Annotated in this window: 12 protein-coding genes; 5 read left to right on the forward strand and 7 right to left on the reverse strand. The window is 74.5% G+C overall.

All coding sequences use genetic code 11. The annotated features are described in order from the left end of the window. Positions 1 to 50 precede the first annotated feature (50 nt). From prfA to WMF31_RS41270, 3 genes are read left to right on the forward strand one after another with little or no spacing between them, the layout of a single operon-like run. Entirely contained in the window at positions 51 to 1,154 is a 1,104-nt protein-coding gene (prfA, locus tag WMF31_RS41260) for a peptide chain release factor 1 (protein WP_436607362.1), read from the forward strand. Continuing rightward, positions 1,151 to 1,708, forward strand: coding sequence for a hypothetical protein (locus WMF31_RS41265; protein WP_436607363.1), 558 nt, complete (start codon positions 1,151 to 1,153; stop codon positions 1,706 to 1,708). The genes prfA and WMF31_RS41265 overlap by 4 nt, the downstream gene beginning before the upstream one ends. A 9-nt stretch (positions 1,709 to 1,717) precedes the next feature. Beyond that, positions 1,718 to 2,056, forward strand: a complete 339-nt coding sequence (locus tag WMF31_RS41270) for a histidine triad nucleotide-binding protein (RefSeq protein ID WP_436607364.1) — start codon at positions 1,718 to 1,720, stop codon at positions 2,054 to 2,056. A gap of 57 nt (positions 2,057 to 2,113) precedes the next feature. On the opposite strand, the gene WMF31_RS41275 is transcribed toward WMF31_RS41270, so the two are convergent. From WMF31_RS41275 to asd, 3 genes are read right to left on the reverse strand one after another with little or no spacing between them, the layout of a single operon-like run. Further along, the gene (locus WMF31_RS41275; protein ID WP_436607365.1) at positions 2,114 to 4,165 is read right to left on the reverse strand and encodes an FAD-binding protein; all 2,052 of its coding nucleotides are present in this window, start codon (positions 4,163 to 4,165) and stop codon (positions 2,114 to 2,116) included. A 22-nt stretch (positions 4,166 to 4,187) separates the two neighbouring features. Further along, positions 4,188 to 6,554, reverse strand: a complete 2,367-nt coding sequence (locus WMF31_RS41280; protein WP_436607366.1) for a methyltransferase domain-containing protein — start codon at positions 6,552 to 6,554, stop codon at positions 4,188 to 4,190. Then, positions 6,551 to 7,285, reverse strand: a complete 735-nt coding sequence (gene asd / locus WMF31_RS41285; protein ID WP_436607367.1) for an archaetidylserine decarboxylase — start codon at positions 7,283 to 7,285, stop codon at positions 6,551 to 6,553. The genes WMF31_RS41280 and asd overlap by 4 nt, the downstream gene beginning before the upstream one ends. Before the next feature lie 564 nt (positions 7,286 to 7,849). On the opposite strand from asd, the gene WMF31_RS41290 reads away from it, so the two are divergent. Then, a complete protein-coding gene (locus tag WMF31_RS41290; RefSeq protein ID WP_436607368.1) occupies positions 7,850 to 8,692 on the forward strand; it encodes an MBL fold metallo-hydrolase in 843 nt (280 codons plus the stop codon). A gap of 56 nt (positions 8,693 to 8,748) precedes the next feature. Continuing rightward, positions 8,749 to 10,230 carry a sigma-54-dependent Fis family transcriptional regulator gene (locus tag WMF31_RS41295; protein WP_436607369.1) on the forward strand — a complete coding sequence of 494 codons (1,482 nt, stop codon included), beginning with the start codon at positions 8,749 to 8,751 and terminating at the stop codon, positions 10,228 to 10,230. A 66-nt stretch (positions 10,231 to 10,296) separates the two neighbouring features. On the opposite strand, the gene WMF31_RS41300 is transcribed toward WMF31_RS41295, so the two are convergent. From WMF31_RS41300 to WMF31_RS41315, 4 genes are all read right to left on the reverse strand, one after another. Next, positions 10,297 to 10,977: a hypothetical protein gene (locus tag WMF31_RS41300; RefSeq protein WP_436607370.1), complete on the reverse strand. Its 681-nt coding sequence runs from the start codon at positions 10,975 to 10,977 to the stop codon at positions 10,297 to 10,299. Positions 10,978 to 11,296: 319 nt separating this feature from the next. Then, positions 11,297 to 12,880, reverse strand: a complete 1,584-nt coding sequence (locus WMF31_RS41305; protein ID WP_436607371.1) for a hypothetical protein — start codon at positions 12,878 to 12,880, stop codon at positions 11,297 to 11,299. Then, positions 12,877 to 15,729, reverse strand: coding sequence for a DUF4175 family protein (locus tag WMF31_RS41310; RefSeq protein WP_436607372.1), 2,853 nt, complete (start codon positions 15,727 to 15,729; stop codon positions 12,877 to 12,879). Before WMF31_RS41310 ends, WMF31_RS41305 begins: the two co-directional genes overlap by 4 nt. 72 nt (positions 15,730 to 15,801) lie before the next feature. Beyond that, positions 15,802 to 17,097, reverse strand: coding sequence for a GNAT family N-acetyltransferase (locus WMF31_RS41315; protein WP_436607373.1), 1,296 nt, complete (start codon positions 17,095 to 17,097; stop codon positions 15,802 to 15,804). Positions 17,098 to 18,247: the final 1,150 nt, after the last annotated feature.

Consider the following 18,247-nt stretch of genomic DNA (forward strand, 5'->3'; position numbering starts at 1 on the left):
CCCGGCCCGTCCGCCGGCCTGTCAACTCCCGCGTCGTCTTCGGATTGCAGATGCTACCTATCGCGAAACTCGAGGCGGTCCAGCGCCGCTTTCAGGAACTCGAGCACCTCATGTGCAGCCCCGCGGTGCTCTCCGCTCCGGCCGAGCTCCAGCGGCTCAACCGCGAGCGGACCGAGATCGAGCCCGTGGTCGCGGCGTTCGCCCGGCTCCGCGACGTCGAGCGGCGCATCGCCGAGGATCGCGAGGCGCTGAGCGACCCCGACCTCTCGGAGCTCGCCCAGGCGGAGCTGCCCGAGCTCGAGCTCGAGCGAGAGCGGCTGGCCGGCGAGCTCGAGCTGCTCCTCCTGCCGAAGGACCCGAACGACGCGCGGAACACCGTGATCGAGATCCGGAGCGGCGAGGGCGGCGAGGAGGCGGCGCTCTTCGCGGCCGACCTCTTCCGGATGCTCTGCCGCTACGCGGAGACGAAGCGGTGGAAGGTCGAGGTGCTCAACGTGAGCGAGGCCTCCGCCGGCGGCTACAAGGAGGTCGCGGCGCTGATCTCGGGGCAGGACGTCTACTCCCACCTGCGCTACGAGGGCGGCGTGCACCGCGTGCAGCGCGTCCCCTCCACCGAGACCCAGGGGCGCATCCACACCTCGACCGCGACCGTCGCCGTGCTGCCCGAGGCCGACGACGTCGACGTGCACATCGACGACAAGGACCTGGAGATCTCGATCGCCGCGTCGGGCGGCCCCGGCGGCCAGGGCGTCAACACCACGAACAGCGCCGTGCAGATCAAGCACCTCCCGACCGGCATGATCGTGAAATGTCAGGACGAGCGCTCGCAGCTGAAGAACAAGGCGAAGGCGATGAAGGTGCTCCGCAGCCGGCTGCTCGAGCTCGAGCAGCGCCGGCAGGAGGAGGTCCAGAGCGCCGAGCGGAGGACGATGGTCGGCACGGGGGAGCGCGCGCAGAAGGTGCGGACCTACAACTTCCCCCAGAACCGCGTGACCGATCACCGGATCGGCCTCACGCTGCACAAGCTCGACAAGATCATGGAAGGCGACCTCGACGAGCTCATCGGCGCGCTGCGCACGCACCGCCAGGCCGAGCTTCTGCGGCGCGGCGGGGGCGCGGGGCCCGACGGCGGCGCCCTGGAGCACGCGACGTGAGGGGCGCGCCGCCCATCGACCTGGAGGCCTTGCTCGTCGCGCTCGTGCTGGCGCCGTCCACGTTCTCGCGCAATCGCTTCTTCTCGCTCTACGCCGATCCGGGGGCGCGCCGGGTGCGGCGGCGGGCGGCGCTGCTCCGGAGCCTCGTGCGGCAGCTCGTCTCGGGCGCGGACCGCGCCGGGCTCGCGCCCGCCGAGAGCGGCGGCGCGCTGCTCACCTACGACGTGCCGTCGCTCGGGCTGAAGCGCACGGCCGCGCTCGACGCCCTCGAGGTCGCGGTGCTGCGCATCGCGGTCGCGCGCGGCGCGCCGCCGCCGTCCGCGCAGCAGGACATCGATCCGGAGCGCCCGTCGAACGGCGCCGCCTTGCCCAGGGATCTGCTCCCCGAGCCGGCGGACACGTCGCGGATCGAGCGCGCGCTCGCCCGGCTGCTCCCCGAGGAACGGCAGGGCGGAGCGCTGGATTCGCCTGGCCCTGCGGAGCCGGGAGAGCCGGACGCCGCGACCAGGCCGCTGCCGCGTGACCGGGCGCAGCGCGATACGCAAGCACCGTAGGAGGCGACCATGTGCATCTTCTGCAAGATCGCGAACAAGGAGATCCCGTCGAAGGTCGTGTATGAGGACGAGGACGTGCTCGCCTTCCACGATCTGAACCCGCAGGCGCCCACGCACGTGCTCGTCGTCCCGAAGCGCCACATCACCGGGATCGGCCACGCCGTGCCCGAGGACGAGATCGTCCTGGGCCGGCTGCTGCTCGCGGCGAGGCGGGTGGCCGAGGAGACCGGCATCGCGGAGAGCGGCTTCAGGACCGTGATCAACCACGGCGCGAACGCCGGCCAGACGGTCTTCCACATCCACGTCCACGTCCTCGGCGGGCGGCCGATGGCCTGGCCGCCCGGCTGACCCCGTTCAGCGCGCCGCGGGCGGCGGCCGATGGCCTGGCCGCCCGGCTGACCCCGTTCAGCGCACGCCGCGGGCGGCGCTCACCACCGCGTCGAGCCACGCCGCCTCCGCGTCCCCGAGCGGCGGCTGCCGCGGCAGCGAGGCCGGGAGCGCGCGGGGGCGCGAGGCGCCGTGGGCGCGCAGGTGCACGGACGTGATCGCGCCGACGCGCCCTTGCATGCCGAGGAAGAGCGCGAGGAGATCCGGGCCCACCGCGCGCCGCGGCGCTGGCCGCACCGCGAGATCGGCGCCGGACGCGAGCCGCGCGGTGAACCCGGCGACCAGGTGGTCCACCGGATCGCTCCACGGATCCGGGGCGCCCGGGGCGCCCGCCGCGATCCAGGCGTCGAGCGTCATCTCGCGCGGCGCGGCGCCGGGGTCGAGCCCCAGCGTGAGGCCGCGCGGCTCGAGCGCGCGCTCGACGTCGCCGAGGCGCGCGCTCCCGGCGGCGTGCACGAGCAGGGAGGCCGCGTCGAGGGCGGGCGCCGCAGGGGGGGGCGGCACCGGCCGGCGCGGGGCGGCGGCGTCGCGCGGGAGCAGGTTGCCAGGGTTCATGATGCCGGCAGGGTCGAAGACGCCCCGGAGCGCGTGGACCACGTCGGCGCCGAGGCCGAGCTCGGCGCCGAGCCGGGGCGCCTTGCTGCGGCCCACGCCGTGGTGATGCGAGAGCGTGCCGCCGGCGTCGATGGCGGCGTCGAGGGCCGCCCGCCACGCCGCGTCGTACTTCGCCTCGGCCTCCGCGACGCTCGGCGCGCTGCCGGCGAAGGTGAAGTAGATGCTGCAGCCGTCCGGGTAGGCGTGGGACAGGTGCGCCATCACGAACACGTGGCGCCCGAGCGCGCCGCGGACGGCGCGGTAGAGCGCGTCGAGGCGCGACCAGGGCGCCGCGACCTCCATGGTGTCGCTGAACGCGCCGGCCATGAAGACGGGCGCCTGGCGATAGCTCACGCTGTAGCGGTGCGCGAGCCAGTGGCGCGCCGGCTCCTCGCCGAGCGGCCTGGCCCCGCCGCGCTCGGCGATCGCCGCGGCGCGGGCGAGGTCGTCGGCGCTCGCGCGCGCCGTGCCCTCGAAGATGAGGATGAGCGTCGCGCCCCGGAGCACGCGCGCCCCCACGGCGTCGACGAGATCGTTGAGGAGCCCCGGCGCGCGCAGCAGGCCGCGCAGCACGGCGGCGCCGGCGCCCGGGCCCCGCGCGCCGCGCGCCCGCCCGGCGGCCCCGTCCGAGGCGCCGGCGCCGGCGTCCGGGCGCGCCCGATGCCGTCGCACCGCGCCGAGCCGCGCCATGAAGGAGTCGAACGGATCGTAGAGCCGCGAGACCGCGGGGCGGAGGCCGGCCTGGAACATCTCCCGCATCGCGTTCCAGCCGGCCTCCAGGGTGGGGAACGAGAAGGCGCCGAACGCGCGGGCCGGGGGGGCAGGGTGGAGCCGGAGGGTCGCCGCGGTGACGACGCCGAGCACGCCCTCGCTGCCGATGAGGAGCGGCGTCAGGTCAGGGCCGCGCACGCGCCGCTCGAAGCGGACGATCTCGCCCCGGCCGACGACGCACTCGAGCGACGCCACCATGTCCTCGATCTTCCCGTAGAGCCCCGAGCACTGGCCGGCGCTGCGCGCCGCGACCCACCCGCCCACGGTCGAGCACAGGATCGACGACGGGAAATGGCCGAGCGTGAAGCCCTCGGCGTTGAGCTCCTCCTCGAAGCGGATGCCGAGCGCGCCCGCCTCGATGTCGACCGAGGGCGCCTGCCGATCGATCGAGCGGCGGCGGGAGAGGCGCTTCAGGTCGAGCACGACCGTGCGATCGTCTGGCAAGACGCCGCCGCACACGCCCGACCCGGCGCCGTACGGTACGAGCGGCAGCCCCTCGTCCGCGCAGAAGCGGACCACCTGGGCGACCTCCTCCGTGGACCCCGGCCACACGATCATCCCGGGCCGGTGCTCGGCGATGCGGCCCTCCGTCACGGCGAGGTGGTGCCGCGGCCAGAGATCGCGGGCGTAGGCAATCTGGTCGACCGGGGAGGTGCTGCGCGGGATCCCCGGGAGCGCGCGCGTGATCGCGGCCTCGATGTTCATGCCGTGACCACCCCCCCGCTCCTCAGCTCCGCTCGGCAAGGATGATGAGCCGCGGCGACTCGGAGCCGAAGAAGACGCCCGGATGCGCGGGGTGGCCGGTCACCTCGGTGACCTTGAAGCCCGCGTCGTGCAGCAGCTTGCCGAGCTCATGAAGCCCGTAGAGGCGGATCGAGTAGTCGATCTCGCGCGAGCGCCCGTCCTCGAACATCACGGTCCGCTTCACCTTGAGCCGGCTCGTGAAGAAATCCACCTGCATTTCATCCATGCAGACGCAGCCGTCGCCCTCGAACCAGACCAGGCTCGGCTGTCGGGACGCCACGTAGTCGCGGTTCACGACGTCGAGCAGGAGCATGCCGCCCGAGCGGAGGGCGCGGCGGATGCGGGCGAGGACGTCCGCGTTCTTCTCGTCGTCGAAATAGCCGAAGCTGGTCGACCAGCAGTAGACGCCGTCGAAGGTCTCCTCGAACGTCATCTCGCGCATGTCGCCCTGGAGGAAGTTCAGCTTCTGGCCGCGGTCCTGCGCGTCATCGGCGGCGCGGGCGAGCATGGCCAGCGACAGATCGAAGCCGACCACGCTGTAGCCGCGGCTCGCGATCTCGATCGCGTGGCCGCCGGCGCCGCACGCGAGATCGAGGATCACCGCGCCCTTCTCGACGCCGAGCCGCTCCTCGATGAAGTCCACCTCGCGGCGCACCACCTTCGGGTCGAGCTTGTCGAGCGTGCGCAGGAAATCGTCCCCGAAGAGCTCCTCCCACCACGGGCGCTTCCGCCGCACGGCGGGCTCGGTCGAGGGGCCGGAGGTCGAGTCGATCTCCGCCGGCTTCGCCGCGGGCGCCGCCGCCGCGGGCGTCGCCGGCGCAGCGGCGGGAGACGCGGGGGGAGCGGCTGGCCGGACGGCCGAGAGCGGCTCGCCCTGCGGGGGGGGCACCGACGTGGGCGGGGGCGGCACCGAGCTCGTGAACGTCGCGAGATCGGGAGAGGCGAGCGCCTGCGCGCGTCGCGGCGGCAGCGGGGGCGGGGGGGGCGGCTTCTTGGGATGCGCCGCCGCCGCGTCGGCGGGGGCGGCCGCGATCTCGTCGGCGCCGTCCCCGTCGCGCTCGGGCTCGACCTCTTCCAGCTCGATCTCGCCGCTCCTGGGCGGCAGGGTGCTGCGCGTCGGGTCGGCCTGCCCCTGCTCGCCCGCGCCGCCCTCGTCGCCCCGCCGCGAGGCGCCCTGGAGCTCGGCCTTCTCGTCGGTCGACTCGGGCTCGGGCTCGACCTCCGCGAGATCGTCCGCGCTTGAGGCCGACCAGGCCATCGAGCCGCCCAGCTCGATCGTCGGCGCCGAGGTCAGCGCCTCGCCGCGCGACCCGCGAGGCCCCGACGGATCGGCATCGACAGCCGTGTCGCGCGCCGTCGGCGGGCCGTCCGGGACGCCGTCCTGGAACGCTTCCAGCCCGAGCTTCGTCGTCCGGTCGTCCGACTTGATCCTGAACTGAAGCGGCGGCCAGTCGTGCTCGGACGGCTCGGTCAAGAGCGGCGGCTTGGTGGGCTCGGACAGCGAGGCGACCGGCGGCAGGTTGGACTCGATGCTGACGATCTGCAGGGGCCGGATCACCGCGACCGAGTCCGGATCGACGATGAACCCCCCCGGCGCGGGCGCCGGTACGGGCGGAATGCTCGAGGGCTTCGGCGACGGGCGAGGGACGGCCCGGGGCGCGACCAGCTCCGCCGCGTTCGGCGCCGGCGCCGGCCTGCTGGCCTGCCGGGGCTCCTCGGCCGCCGGAGCGGCGGGGGCCTTCGCGGCAGCGCTGAGCCAGCCGTCGTCGTCGACGTCCTGGAGCGCGCTCGCCCCGCTCGACCGCGGCGCAAGGCTCGGGCTCCCGGCGCCCGGCCCGCCGGGCGCGACCTCGTCTCCGCCCTGCGGCGGCGCGTCGCCCTGCTCGTTCACGAGCCGCCGCGAGCGGCGCCGCGAGGCCCTCGCGCCCTCGTCGCGCTCGACCTCCGCGGTCTGCTCCATCGCCGGGGCGAGCGACTGCCCGGTGCGCCGCGCTGCAGGGCTCGGCAACGGGGTCGTGGGCCGCGATCGCTCCGTGGGAGGCCCGGCGATGCGCGGATCGAGATCGAGATCCGGGAGCTCCGACACCTGCCCGGCGGCGCCCCTGCCGGCCACGCCCGGGATGGCGTCGAGGCGCGGCAGCGGCGTGGTCGTCGCGAGGGGCGGGCGCACGCTGGGCGCGCGCTCCGGGCGTGGGACGAACGAGCGCGCGGGGGGCGGCCCCTGCTCTCCCTGCGGTGCCTTCGCGGCCGCGCTCCCTGCTTCGCCCGGCGCGGGTGCGTCGGGGGCTCCGGAGGCGCCGCCCTCCAGGGCGGGCGCAGCCAGGGGATTGCGCGGCCGCTCGCTCGTCATGCCTTGACCCCTCCGCCGAGCGGCTCACCGTAGAGGATCGGCCCCGGAGCCCTGGTCCAGGGGGGCGCCGCCCCGCGCTCCACGAACATCACCGTGGTGGAGCCGAGGTGGAACTTGCCGATCTCCTCGCCACACCGGACCGGGAGGGCAGGCGTGATCGTGTGCACGCCGAGCGGCACGTCGCGCGCCTCGACGGCGCTCACCGTGATCCGTCCGACGATCATGGCGCCGACCATCACGACGGTCACGCGCCCTTGACGCTCGGTGTCGATCACGATCGCCACGCGACGGTTGCGCGCGAAGAGCCCTGGCACGTGGCGCTCGCCGATCGCGTTCACCGGGAACAGCTCCCCCGGCATCGAGCGGATGAGGCTCACCTGGCCGGCGACGGGCGCGTGGACCCGGTGGTAGTCGCGGGGCGACAGGTAGACGACCGCGAACTGCCCGCCGTCGTACCGCGCGGCCTCGGCGGGATCGCCCACGAGGTCCTCCACCCGGTAGGGCTGGCCCTTGATGAACAGGCGCCCGCCCTCGGTCACGGGGCCGATGGCCTCGATCCGCCCGTCGGCGGGGCTCGTGATGGCTCCGGGATCGGAGCAGACAGGGCGCACCCCCGGGCGGAGCTGACGCGTGAAGAACGCGTCGAAGCTCTCGTAAGGGCACGTCAGCGGCTCTGCGGCGTCCATGTCGACGCGGTAGGCGCGCGCGTAGAGCTTGACCACCGCGTTCATGACAGCGGCGGGTGCCCTGGCGTCGCAGAGGCGGCCAACGGCCCGGGTAATGCGCTCTCGCGGAAGCACCCGCAACAGCTGTGCGGCGGCGTAGGTAGCAACGGTCATTGTGCGGAGCGGCGGTAACGATGCGGGAAAGAGAGCAGTGCGGGAATGCTAGGCCCCGGGATGGACCCGGGTCAACGTTCGGGTCGGGCGAACGTGCCCGCTCCGCCGTGATCCCGCGATCCAGCGGAGGAGCTCAGCCGTGACGCGACGCGCGACACACAACGCGCAGCCCCCGCGGCATGGTGCAGGCCCGCCCGCCCGCGGCGCTGTTCCATCCACGTCGCCGCCAGCGCGTCAACCGTGAAGCGACGCTCCGCGCAAGAAGCGGGAGCGTGAGCCGGCAGGCCGCCTCGGCCGTGCGATCCATTTTGAAGCGCCGATCCGGACGTCGCGCTGCAAGCTCGAGCGGCCACCGCGGGATCGACCGACGAATCCAGCCGTTTCATGCGTCCGCGCGCTGGCACGCGGCTCGCTACGCCGCTCGCTGAAGGGGGCCCGAGGAGGCACGAGACAGCGATGGAGATCAGGTTCTGGGGGGTTCGCGGGAGCATCGCTTCGCCTGGGCCGGAGACGGCCTCGGTGGGCGGAAACACCAGCTGCGTGGAGGTCCGCTGCGGGGCGTCCCGGATCATCCTCGACGCGGGGACGGGCGTTCGCAAGCTCGGAGACGCCCTGCTCCGGGAAGGGCCGGTCGAGGCGACGGTGCTGCTCTCGCACCTGCACTGGGATCACATCCAGGGCCTGCCGTTCTTCGTGCCGGCGTACCTGCCGAGCTCGAAGCTCTCGATCGTGGGCAGCGCGCACGGGGTCGGGAGCCTGCGCGAGGCGCTCTCCACCCAGATGGCGGCGCCGAGCTTCCCCGTCCGGCTCGACGAGCTGAGCGCGCAGATCTCCCTGCGGGAGGCGCGCCCCGTCGAGGCGTTCGACGTGGGCGACGCGCACGTGCGCGTCGCCAAGCTGAACCACCCCGGCGGGGTGCTCGCCTACCGCGTCGAGCACGACGGCCGCAGCGTCGTGTACGCGACCGACACCGAGCACTACGCCTGCGTCGATCCGGCGCTGCGCGCGCTCGCGGACGGCGCCGACGTGCTCATCTACGACGCGCAGTACACCCCCGAGGAGTACCGCGGCGACCACGGGCGCTCGAGGGTCGGCTGGGGGCACTCGACGTACGTCGCGGGGGCCGAGATCGCGCGGGCGAGCGGCGCGCGCCAGCTCGTGCTCTTCCACCACGACCCGCAGCGGACGGACGTGGGCGTCGCGGAGATCGAGCGCCTCGCGCGCGAGCTCTTCCCGGCCTCGGTCGCCGCGCGCGAGGGGCTCTGCCTCGACGCGGGGGCCCTCGCGCGGGCCGCGTGACGACCCCCGTGACGACAGGGGCTGCGCCCTCTATGCTGGATCCTGCTCCGCTATCCATGTCGCGCCTGTCGCTGCTCGTCGATCTCGCCTCCCTCCTCGCCCGGGAGGTCGACTTCGACGCCCTCCTCGGCACGGCGTGCGAGCGGCTCGCGAGGGCGCTGCGCGCCGATCGCGCCACGATCTGGCTCGTCGACGCGGAGCGCGGCGATCTCGTGACGCGCGTCGCCCTCCTGCCCGAGCTCCCCGCGCTCCGGCAGCCGCTCGAGCGCGGCATCGCCGGGCACGTCGCCCGGACGGGGGAGGTCGTGCGCGTCGACGACGCCGCGCGCGATCCGCGCTTCGATCCGTCCGCCGATCGCGCGACGGGCTACACGACGCGCTCGATGCTCGTCGCGCCGATCCGCGAGGACGGCGCCGCGCCGGTCCGCGGCGTCGTCCAGCTCCTGAACCGCGCCGGGGCGCCCTTCGACGAGGAGGACGAGCGCTACCTGGTCGCGCTCTCCACGCAGCTCGCCCGCGCGCTCTCGCTGACGACGCTCCGCGCCGCCGAGGGCGGCGGGCCGGGGGTCGTGCTGCAGGGGCCGTTCAACCGCATCGTCGGCCGCAGCGCGCGGCTCGCCGCCGTGTACGAGAAGGTCCAGCTCGCCGCGCAGACCGACGCGACCGTGCTCCTGCGCGGGGAGACCGGCACGGGCAAGGGCCTGTTCGCCCGGGCGATCCACGTCAACTCGCGGCGTCAGACCCGGCCCTTCGTCACCGTCGACTGCACGACCCTGCCGGCGCAGCTCGTCGAGAGCGAGCTCTTCGGCCACGAGCGCGGCGCCTTCACGGGCGCGGATCGCCGCGTGCCGGGCAAGGTCGAGCTGGCGGAGGGCGGCACGCTCTTCCTGGACGAGCTCGGCGATCTGCCGCTCGACATCCAGGGCAAGCTCCTCCGCTTCCTGCAGGAGCGCGCCTTCGAGCGCGTCGGCGGCCGCGAGACGCTCCGCGCCGACGTGCGCGTCGTGTGCGCGACGCACTGCGACCTCGAGCGCGCGGTCGCCGAGGGTCGCTTCCGGAAGGACCTCTACTACCGCGCGCGCGTCGTCGAGATCGACCTGCCGGCCCTGCGGGAGCGCGGCCCCGAGGACGTCGAGACGCTGGCCCGGCACTTCGCGGACGTCTACGCGACCAGGTACGGCAGGCCGTCGCCGCGCTTCGACCCGGACGCGCTCCGCCACATCCGCGCGCACACCTGGCCGGGCAACGTGCGCGAGCTCGAGCACTGGGTCGAGAGCGCCATCGCCCTCACGCCGGACGGCCGCATCACCGCGGGTCACCTGCCGGCGCGGCGGCGCGAGGGCGCCCCGGCGCCCGCCGCCGCGGCGGCCGAGGGGGACGCCCAGGTCGCGATGCCGCTCGGCCTCACCCTCGACGAGGTGACGCGGCGCTACGTCGGGGCGACGGTGCGGGCGTGCGAGGGGAACAAGACCGAGGCGGCGAAGCGGCTCGGCGTCGGCAGGAACACCCTTTCGCGCGCGCTCCGGTCGAAGGGCTGACCCCAGGTCCGGCCGTGCGCGCCGCGCGCGGGGCGCCCGCACCTGCCGCGCGCGGGGCCCCCGCACCTACTCGGCGCCGGCCTGCGCCCCGGCGCCCCGGCCCGCCGTGCGGGGCGCGCGCGGCGCCCTGGCCGGGGCCATGGGCCACGTCAGGCCGACCCCGGCGATGAGCGCGCCGGCCGGGGCCCGCCACGCCTCGGCGCCGCCCACCGTCAGCAAGGGGCGCCCGAGGGTGCCGTGCAGCTCGAGGAAGCTGCGCAGGTGCACGGACCGCGAGAAGCGCCAGTCGACGCCCCCGCGCGCGCCGAACGTGACGAGCAGGGGGGTCCCGGTCTCCAGCGCCGCGTCCTCGCGGGGCGAGGCGCTGAGCACGCCGAGCTGGAAGACGCCGCACACGAAGAGCGCGTCCTCGTGCCTGCACGCCGACATGGCCCCGAGCGTGGTCCTGCGCCTCATCCTCGCGAGCGCGGAGCCGGGGGGCGCGCCGCTCGCCACCTCCACGAGCACGCGGGGCTCGAACGTCAGGGAGACGGCGGGCCAGCGGAGGGTCATGGCGGGCGAGAAGCCCAGGGCCGCGGTGGGCAGCAGGCCGAACGCAATCACGGAGACGGCGCTGAGCTCGCCGGATACATCAGATACATCCGCCAGGGACGGCTCCTGCCGGTCGAGCGCGTGAGCCCACGCTGGCGTGGCGAGGCTCAGCGCGGTGACCAGGGCGATGCGACCGGCGCGACCGGCGTTGGACATCGGGCGTCACCCTAGGACCGCGCTCCAGAGCAAGGAAAGCCGGAGCGAGCGCGCCGGCGCAGAAACCGGCGTGACGATGCCATTACGTTCAGAGGAGCAATTTTATCGACATGATTTCGCGCTCGCCCCCGCAAGGGCGGCGTCCGGCGAAGCGGGAGGAGAAGTTGCCCCGGATCAGCAGAAGAACCGCCATGGCGCCAGCGACGCCAAGAAGAGAGGGGAAGGGTTGTCCCTCCATTTTCCCCTTCTACTTCCCTGGTTTCTTGGCGCCCTTGGCGTCATGGCGGTTCGCCTCTCCGGCCGATTTCCCGCAGTAGCGCTAGGGCGCCACGCGGCGCGCGGCCTCGCACAGCGCTGACCGGATCGGATCCCCGGGGAGCTCGGGCGGCAGCTTCTCCTCGCACGCCACCTCCGGGCTCAGCGGATCGAGCTCGATGCCCACGGAGAAGGCGCGGTCCGCGTCGGGCCCTTGCCCCCCGTGGAGCAGCCCGTGCAGCGACCACCACCGGCCGTAGCGGCTGTTCACGTCCTGCGCCCGCTCGACGAGCGGCGCGGCGCTCGCGCGCTCGCCGGACGCGAGCAGCGCCGCGGCGAGGTGGCAGCGCACCGCCGGCTCGTGCGGCGCGAGCGCCTGCGCGCGGGCGAGCTGGATCGCCGCGGCGTGGTAGTGGCCGCGGTCGTGGAGCAGCTGGCCGAGGCGCACCCGCTTGCCCACCTCCTGCCGGTGCGGCATGTCCCCGCCGGGCGCGAGGTCGGGCGGCACGTCGGCCGGCACCGTCGCGAGGTAGGCGCGCCAGCGCTTGTCCCAGGTCGCGAGATCCGCCCCCGAGATCTCGGTGATCGCCCGCTCGAGATCCGCGTCGCTCGTCGCCGCCTTGAGCCGGAGCAGGAGCTCCGGGAGCGCCCGGTCGCCCGACTGCTTCGTCCAGTACCGGATGAAGCTCGCGACCTCGGCGAACGCGACCGCCGCCTCCTCCGCGCTCGGGAGCATCGCGATCGAGGGGCCGAGCTTGTCGAGCGGGTGGCCGAGCCCCCGCTGGTTGCCCAGCAGCGCGATCGCGTCCGCGGACGGGACGTCGTCGAGCGGGTCGGGCTCGCGCCAGCGGACCTCCTCGCGCTTGGCCACGCCCTCCTGCAGCCAGAGCGGGGCGTTGTCGCGCGTCCCGCGCGAGAGCGCGAGGTGCGTCAGCTCGTGCGCGAGCGTGTCCAGCCAGGGATAGCCGTTCGGCGTCGCGCGCGGGGAGAGCATCGTGACGCGCCCCCACTTCGCGATGGCGACGGTGCCCGTCGTCCGCGCCGCCTCCTCCGGCAAGCCCGTCATCGCCGAGAGCGTGAACTGGTCCCGGACGAGATCGATCCGGATCGGCCGGAGGAGCTCGACGCCGAGATCCTCCGCGAGCACGTCGCGCATCTTCGAGGAGACCTCGACGAGGAGCGGCACGAGCGCGCGATCCTCGTCGTCCTGGAGCCGCACCCAGACCCCGCGCGCCTCGTCGTGGACGACGACCGTCGCGGCGGTGGCGCGGGCGCAGCCGCGCGCGATGTCGCCGAGCGCCGCGCCCTCCGCCGTCGCCGCCAGATCGGGGCGCGCGAGGATCGCCGAGGCGGCGTCGCAGTCGCCCTCGTAGAGGGCGAGCCGCCCGCGCTCGAGCGCGAGCGCGAGGTCCGCGGGATCGGCGTCCTTCAGGATCTCCCGCGCCGCCGGGGCGTCGATCTCCAGGATCGCCGCGCGCGCCCGCATGACGCGATCGAGATCGACCGCGGGCAGGCGGCCGGACGCGGTCGCCGACGCCGTCGCGAGCGCGGCGAGGATCACCGCCCTGAGGCCGCGCCTCGCGGCCGCCGCCGCGGTCCGCGGGGCGCCGGCCGGCCGCCCCGCGCCTCCCTGGTCGTCGCGCCTCATCGGAGGAGCCCCTCCGCGTACCGCTTGACCGCCTCCTTCAGCCGCGGCTCCGAGGTGCCCCCGAGCCCCTCGAGCACGCGCCGCCGGAACTCCTCGGGGCCCTTGTGTTCGTCCTTGTCCGGGATGTCGGCCTTCCTCGCCATGTCCCTCTCCCCTTCCGGTTCAGCGTCGCCTTCCTGGCCCAGGTCCTCGCCGCGCGACATCTCGAGCAGCCGCTGCGCCTCGCGCTGGCGCTCGTTGCCCCGCTCGCCGTCCCCCTCCGCGAGGGCGCGCTGGGCGTCGCGCATCGCCTGCTCGGCCTCGTCGAGGCGCTCGAGCATCTCCTCCGGCATCCGGGCGTCGCCGCGCTCGCCCCGCTCGCGGAGCTCGCGCGCGCGATCGGCGAGCGCGCCCTCGCGCCGGCTCGACCGCTCCAGGCCCTCCCGCGCCCGCTCCGCCGCCGCCTGCCGGAGCCTGCGCAGCGCCTCCTCGGCCCAGGCCAGCTCCCCGGCGAGCACCTGCTCTGCCGCCGCGGCCTCGCGGCCCGCCCGCTCCTCGGGGAAGAAGCCGCCGCTCTGCGCGCCGAGCCGCTTCGCCTCGCCGAGCGAGCGCATCGCGCCCTTGCCGCTCTGGACCGCGTCCTCGGGGCGGCCCTGCTCCAGCGCGCCGGCCATCGCCTCGGCTTGCTCCCTGCCGGCCGCGGCCGCGGACTCGGCGGAGCCCGGCGCCGCGCCGGGCTGCGGGAGGCGCCGCACCGCCTCGCGGATCGCCTCCGCGTGCCGCTTCGCCTCCTCGCGCAGCGCCGCGATGTCCTCGGGCGACGACGCGCGCGCGAGCTCCTCGGCGACGGCGCTCGTCTCCGCGGCGTGATCGTGCGCGAGCTCCTCGAGATCCCGCTCGCCCTGCGCGACGCTCTCGTCGGCCCGCGAGGCGTCCCCGGGCTCGGGCCCGCGCGGCGCGCCCGACTCCACCCCGCCGCGACCGCCGCCGAACGAGGGCTCCGGGCGCCGGAGCCGGGCCGCGAGGTCGCGCGCCGCGAGCTCGGCGTGCATCCAGTCGCGCGCGCCGCGGGCCCGCGCGATCCGGCGCAGATCGTTCGCGACGATCTCGCCGAGATCGCGGCCGAGCTCGCCGAGCTTGCGCAGCTCGGCCCCCCCGCCGTCCAGCACCGTGACGGCCGCCGTGAGGCGCCCCTCGCCGTCCTCGCGGCCGCCGCTCTCCAGGAGCTCCGCCGCGAGCGCGGCCTCGTCCGCCACGTCGGCGAGCCGCTGCGCGACGGCCCGGGCGTCCCGGTACCCCAGGCCGCGCAGGCCCGCGTCGAACGCGAGCAGCACGCCCTCGGTCTCGTCGAGCAGCCTCTGGTGCGCGGCGCGGGTCGTCGACTTGCGCTCCGCGGCGAGCGCCTCGTCGAGCCTGGCGAGCTGACCCCGGGCGAGCGAGGCGGCGCGCCCCCGCACCCGGAGGCCGCCGTACTCGGCGGCGAGCGCCTTCTCGACCTCCGCCACCGCGGCCGCCTGCACCTCGGCCTCGTGCGCCGCGTGCGCCGCCGCGCCCGGCGCGCCCGGCGGCTGCTGGCCGATGCGATCGGCGAGCAGATCCGTCAGGGCGTCGCGCGCCCTCGCGAGCGCGACGTAGCGCCGCGCCTCCGGCTCGCCCACCTGCGGCGGGACGATCACGATCGCCTCGCTCCTGCCCCACTTGGGGCCCTCGATCGGATCGTTGTCCCGCGCCTCGATCCGCGCCTCGACGGGGACATAGGTCCTGCGGAAGAACGGATCGCGCGCCCTGAGCTCGTAGCCGCCGCGGTCGACCCGCGCGTCCCCCGCCGGCCGCGAGAGCACGCGCCGCTCCTCCTTCGCGCCGGCGCGCAGCACGAGGACCACCTCGCGCAGGCCGTGATCGTCGGTGACCGTGTAGCGGAGCGGGATGCTGGGCTCCTCGAGGAGCTTCACCGTGCGCGGCGCGCCCTCCAGCGTGACGCGCGGCGCGTCGTCCGCGATCGACACCACGCGCTGCGCGTCGGCCTGCCGGATGCGCACCCGCCCGAAGCGCGCGGCCGCCTGGAGGGTCGTCGAGTCGCCCAGCGTCCAGCGCGCGACCACGCCGCCCGCGCCGTCGTCGACGAAGGGGACCTCGGCGTCGCCGTCCGTCAGCACGAGCGCGCGCCCCTCCCGGATCGGGCGGCCCCGCACCGTGATCACGGTCCCCCGGGGCTGCATCGTCGGCGCGAACGGCAGCAGCACCTCGGCGCTCTCGTGCAGGTACTCGGGCGGCGTGGCCGTCATCTCGACGTCCTCGATCCACGGCAGCTCGACCGGCGCCTCGCCGCCGCGGGCGGCGAGGACGTCGAGCCCCTCGACGACGCGCGCCGGCTCGAACGCCGCGGCGGCGAGCGAGAGGGCGCCGAGGGCGAGGCCCGCGGTCGCCCACCGCGCCGCCGCCTGCTGCGCGCGGGTGACGATGCGCGGCTGCGAGGCGCGGCCGAGCAGCCGCCGGAGGTGCAGGCCGGCGAGCGCGGGCGAGCCCACGCGGTCGTCGACCGCGGCGCGATCCACGAGCGCGAGCGCCCTCAGGGTCGCGGCGGCGAGCGCCGCGTCGGTGCGGCCGATGACGTCGCGCACCGTGCGCCGGGCGTCGCCGCGGCGCCGCCGCACGACGATCGCCCGCGCGGCGATCGCCGCGACGAGCAGCGCGACGCCGGCGCCGGCGAGCCCGCGGGCGAGCGGAAACCCGAGCCGCGCCACGTGCGCCGCGACGAACAGCCCCGCGCAGGCCGCCGCGGCGAGCGCGCGCCGCGCGGAGGGCCCCACCTCCGCATCCCAGACGGAGCGCAGCCGGGCGATGGACAGGGCCGGCGCCTCGTTATCCATGGAGGCAAGGGTAATCGGCGGCCGGAGGCGGTCCAGCGATTCGGTGCGACGCGGGGGCCCGGGGTCCGGCGATCAGACGTCGAGCTCGCCGTCGGTCATGAACCAGCTGTTCGGGTCGAGCAGCGCGCGCCGCAGCTCGTCCGGGGAGCTCGGGTCGACGTGCACGACCAGCCACCGCGAGCCGACGCCCGGGGGGTGCGGGCGGGCGAAAAAGCCGAGCGCCCGAAGGCGCGCGCCGAACGAGGGGGGGCTCACGAGGAGGATGCCGACCGAGGCGTGCCCCTCGCGCCGCATCGCCTGGCAGAGCTCGAGGAGCAGGAGGTCGGCCGTGGGCCCGTGGTCCTCGCAGAACAGGTCGACCACCTCGACCTTGTTGTTCCGCACCGTGTAGACGGCGTAGCCGAGCAGCCGCCCGTCGTGCCTGTCGAGCATGCAGAAGAAGCGGTAGTGGACGGCGCCGAGCCGCGCGTACCGCCAGTTCAGGAACGCGGCGCTCCGCTCGCCGGCGATCGGCGAGGGCTTCGCCCGCGACCACAGCGCGTCGAAGCGGTGATCGGCGCTCTCCGTGATCTCCGTGCGCACGCGCCCGCCCTTCACCCGCTTCGCGAGCAGCGCCGCCGTGTCCCTGAGCGCCATCGAGGCGTCGAGCGCGCGCCCCGCGGCGCGGACCAGCGCGCTGTCCGGCCGGACCGTCGCCCGCTGCACGGCGCGCTCCGCCGCGGTCGACAGCGCCCGCGCGAGCGGCGCCGGCGGGGCGCCCGGATCGGCCGACTCCCAGAGCGCGCGCCATCGGGCGTGGGGCACCGCCGAGGCGGCCCGCTCGGCCACGCGCTGCGTCACCGCGCTCACGATGTCCTGTTGCTCCCCGGCCGACAGGGCGGCGAGCTCATGGATCTTGTACGCGGCCGTGAGGGGCCGGACCCAGGTCGTGGAATCGCTGATCTTCCTGTACCCGGCGCGCTGGAAGATCGGGAAAGAGGCCTTGTTGGGAAAGCCGTACAGGAAGTCGACCCCGGCGTCGCGGCAGCCCTTCGCGATCTCGCGCTGGATGCTCATGGCGGCGCCGGCGATGCGGTGGGCCTTGGTCACGGCGAAGTCGCCCAGGACGCCGGCCTTGAGCATTCTCCCGCTGACATGGACGTCGCGCGGGATGAACGAGCCGCTGCCGATCACCTCGCGTTCGGGGCCGTGGTAGCCCATCCAGGTCCTGGCGGGGCCCGCGGGGTTCTGCTCCTGGAACCAGCGCATCCGCCGCTCGACGAGCTCCTGCGGCACGTCGCCGCCGGCGAGGTTCACTCTCCAGAGCTCTGCCAGGACGTCCCTGTGTTCTTCCGGCCGGATGCGGGCGGCGCTGTAGACCTTCTCCATGGGCTCCCCCGGTGCGCTTCTCCTGGCAGTGCGCGGCGCAGCCGAGCGGCGCGCCGGGCCCGTCATGGCCGAAGGGGACGGGGGCGTCAATGACGCCTGCCTCCACCCGGGGGTTGCTCGGTTACGGCCCTGCGGCGGGGGCCGGAGGCGCGGTCCATGGGACACGCGGCAGCCGGTGAGCTGGCCGAGTCCGCGCCGGCCACCTCCCGGAGCTCGATCGCGTCGGCCATAACGACGCCGAGATCCGTCCAGACGACCGCCAGCTCGGACGCCGCGGCCCTGGATGGCCTCGCAAGGACGTCTGTGTGTGCCAGGGCACTGTTGACGCCGCGCTTCAGCCAGACAACCGTCGCCAAATTCGGAATGCACACGGCGACCCCTCAGCGTTTTGTGACTTATATTGCTCACCATGCCCGTTCTGCGGCGTGGTGCTGCTCGCCAGGAAGGCGCCTGCGTGCAGTTCGGACGCAACGCCGCTTCCGTGGACGCGAGCGCGAATGGGCCACGCGTCGCCGGACTTCACGCGTGCGCGGCGCGGGACGTGAGCTTAACCCCACAGGAGATTCGCATGAAGCGCTTCGTTTCGCGTACTATGGTGCTCGTATTTGCTCTTTCCTCGATCGGAGGAAAGGACTGCCTCCCTAGCGCTGGAATTTCCGGTCAAGGCTCGGACCTGCCTTTCTGTCATGCGGACCCGCCCATCTACTGCGCTGCATATTGTTCGAATGTTCGTGAAGTCTCGTTTACGCCCGAATGCAAAGATGTTGGTGCTCATGAGCGGGAAATAGAATTCGAACTTAAAGTGATAAATGGCGTGAGAGAGCTGGAAGCGCAAGGGTTCGAGGTATGTCCCCCATCCAATCCTGGCACGTTCGTGACGCCATGCGACGTTGGTATTCCTCCAAAGGAGTGGGCTGATCAAGACCACGAGGCTTGCCAGCCTGTACCCCCAGGATGTCCTATGTAGTAGAGAGATGCGCGATGACCCTTCGTAGCTGGCTTGTACTAGCGCTCATTGCAGGCTTCGTTGGCGCCTTCATTGGACGCGCCCTGCGACGCGATGCGGCAAGCGCCCAAGCGGCTCCAAGCGCATCCTCCGCGCCTTCGGACGCGAAGGCCTCTGACCCTAGCTGCAAGTCTATACGCGCCG

It is taken from the genome of Sorangium sp. So ce1036 (assembly GCF_051369805.1).
In the GTDB taxonomy this organism is placed as follows: domain Bacteria; phylum Myxococcota_A; class Polyangia; order Polyangiales; family Polyangiaceae; genus Sorangium; species Sorangium cellulosum_F.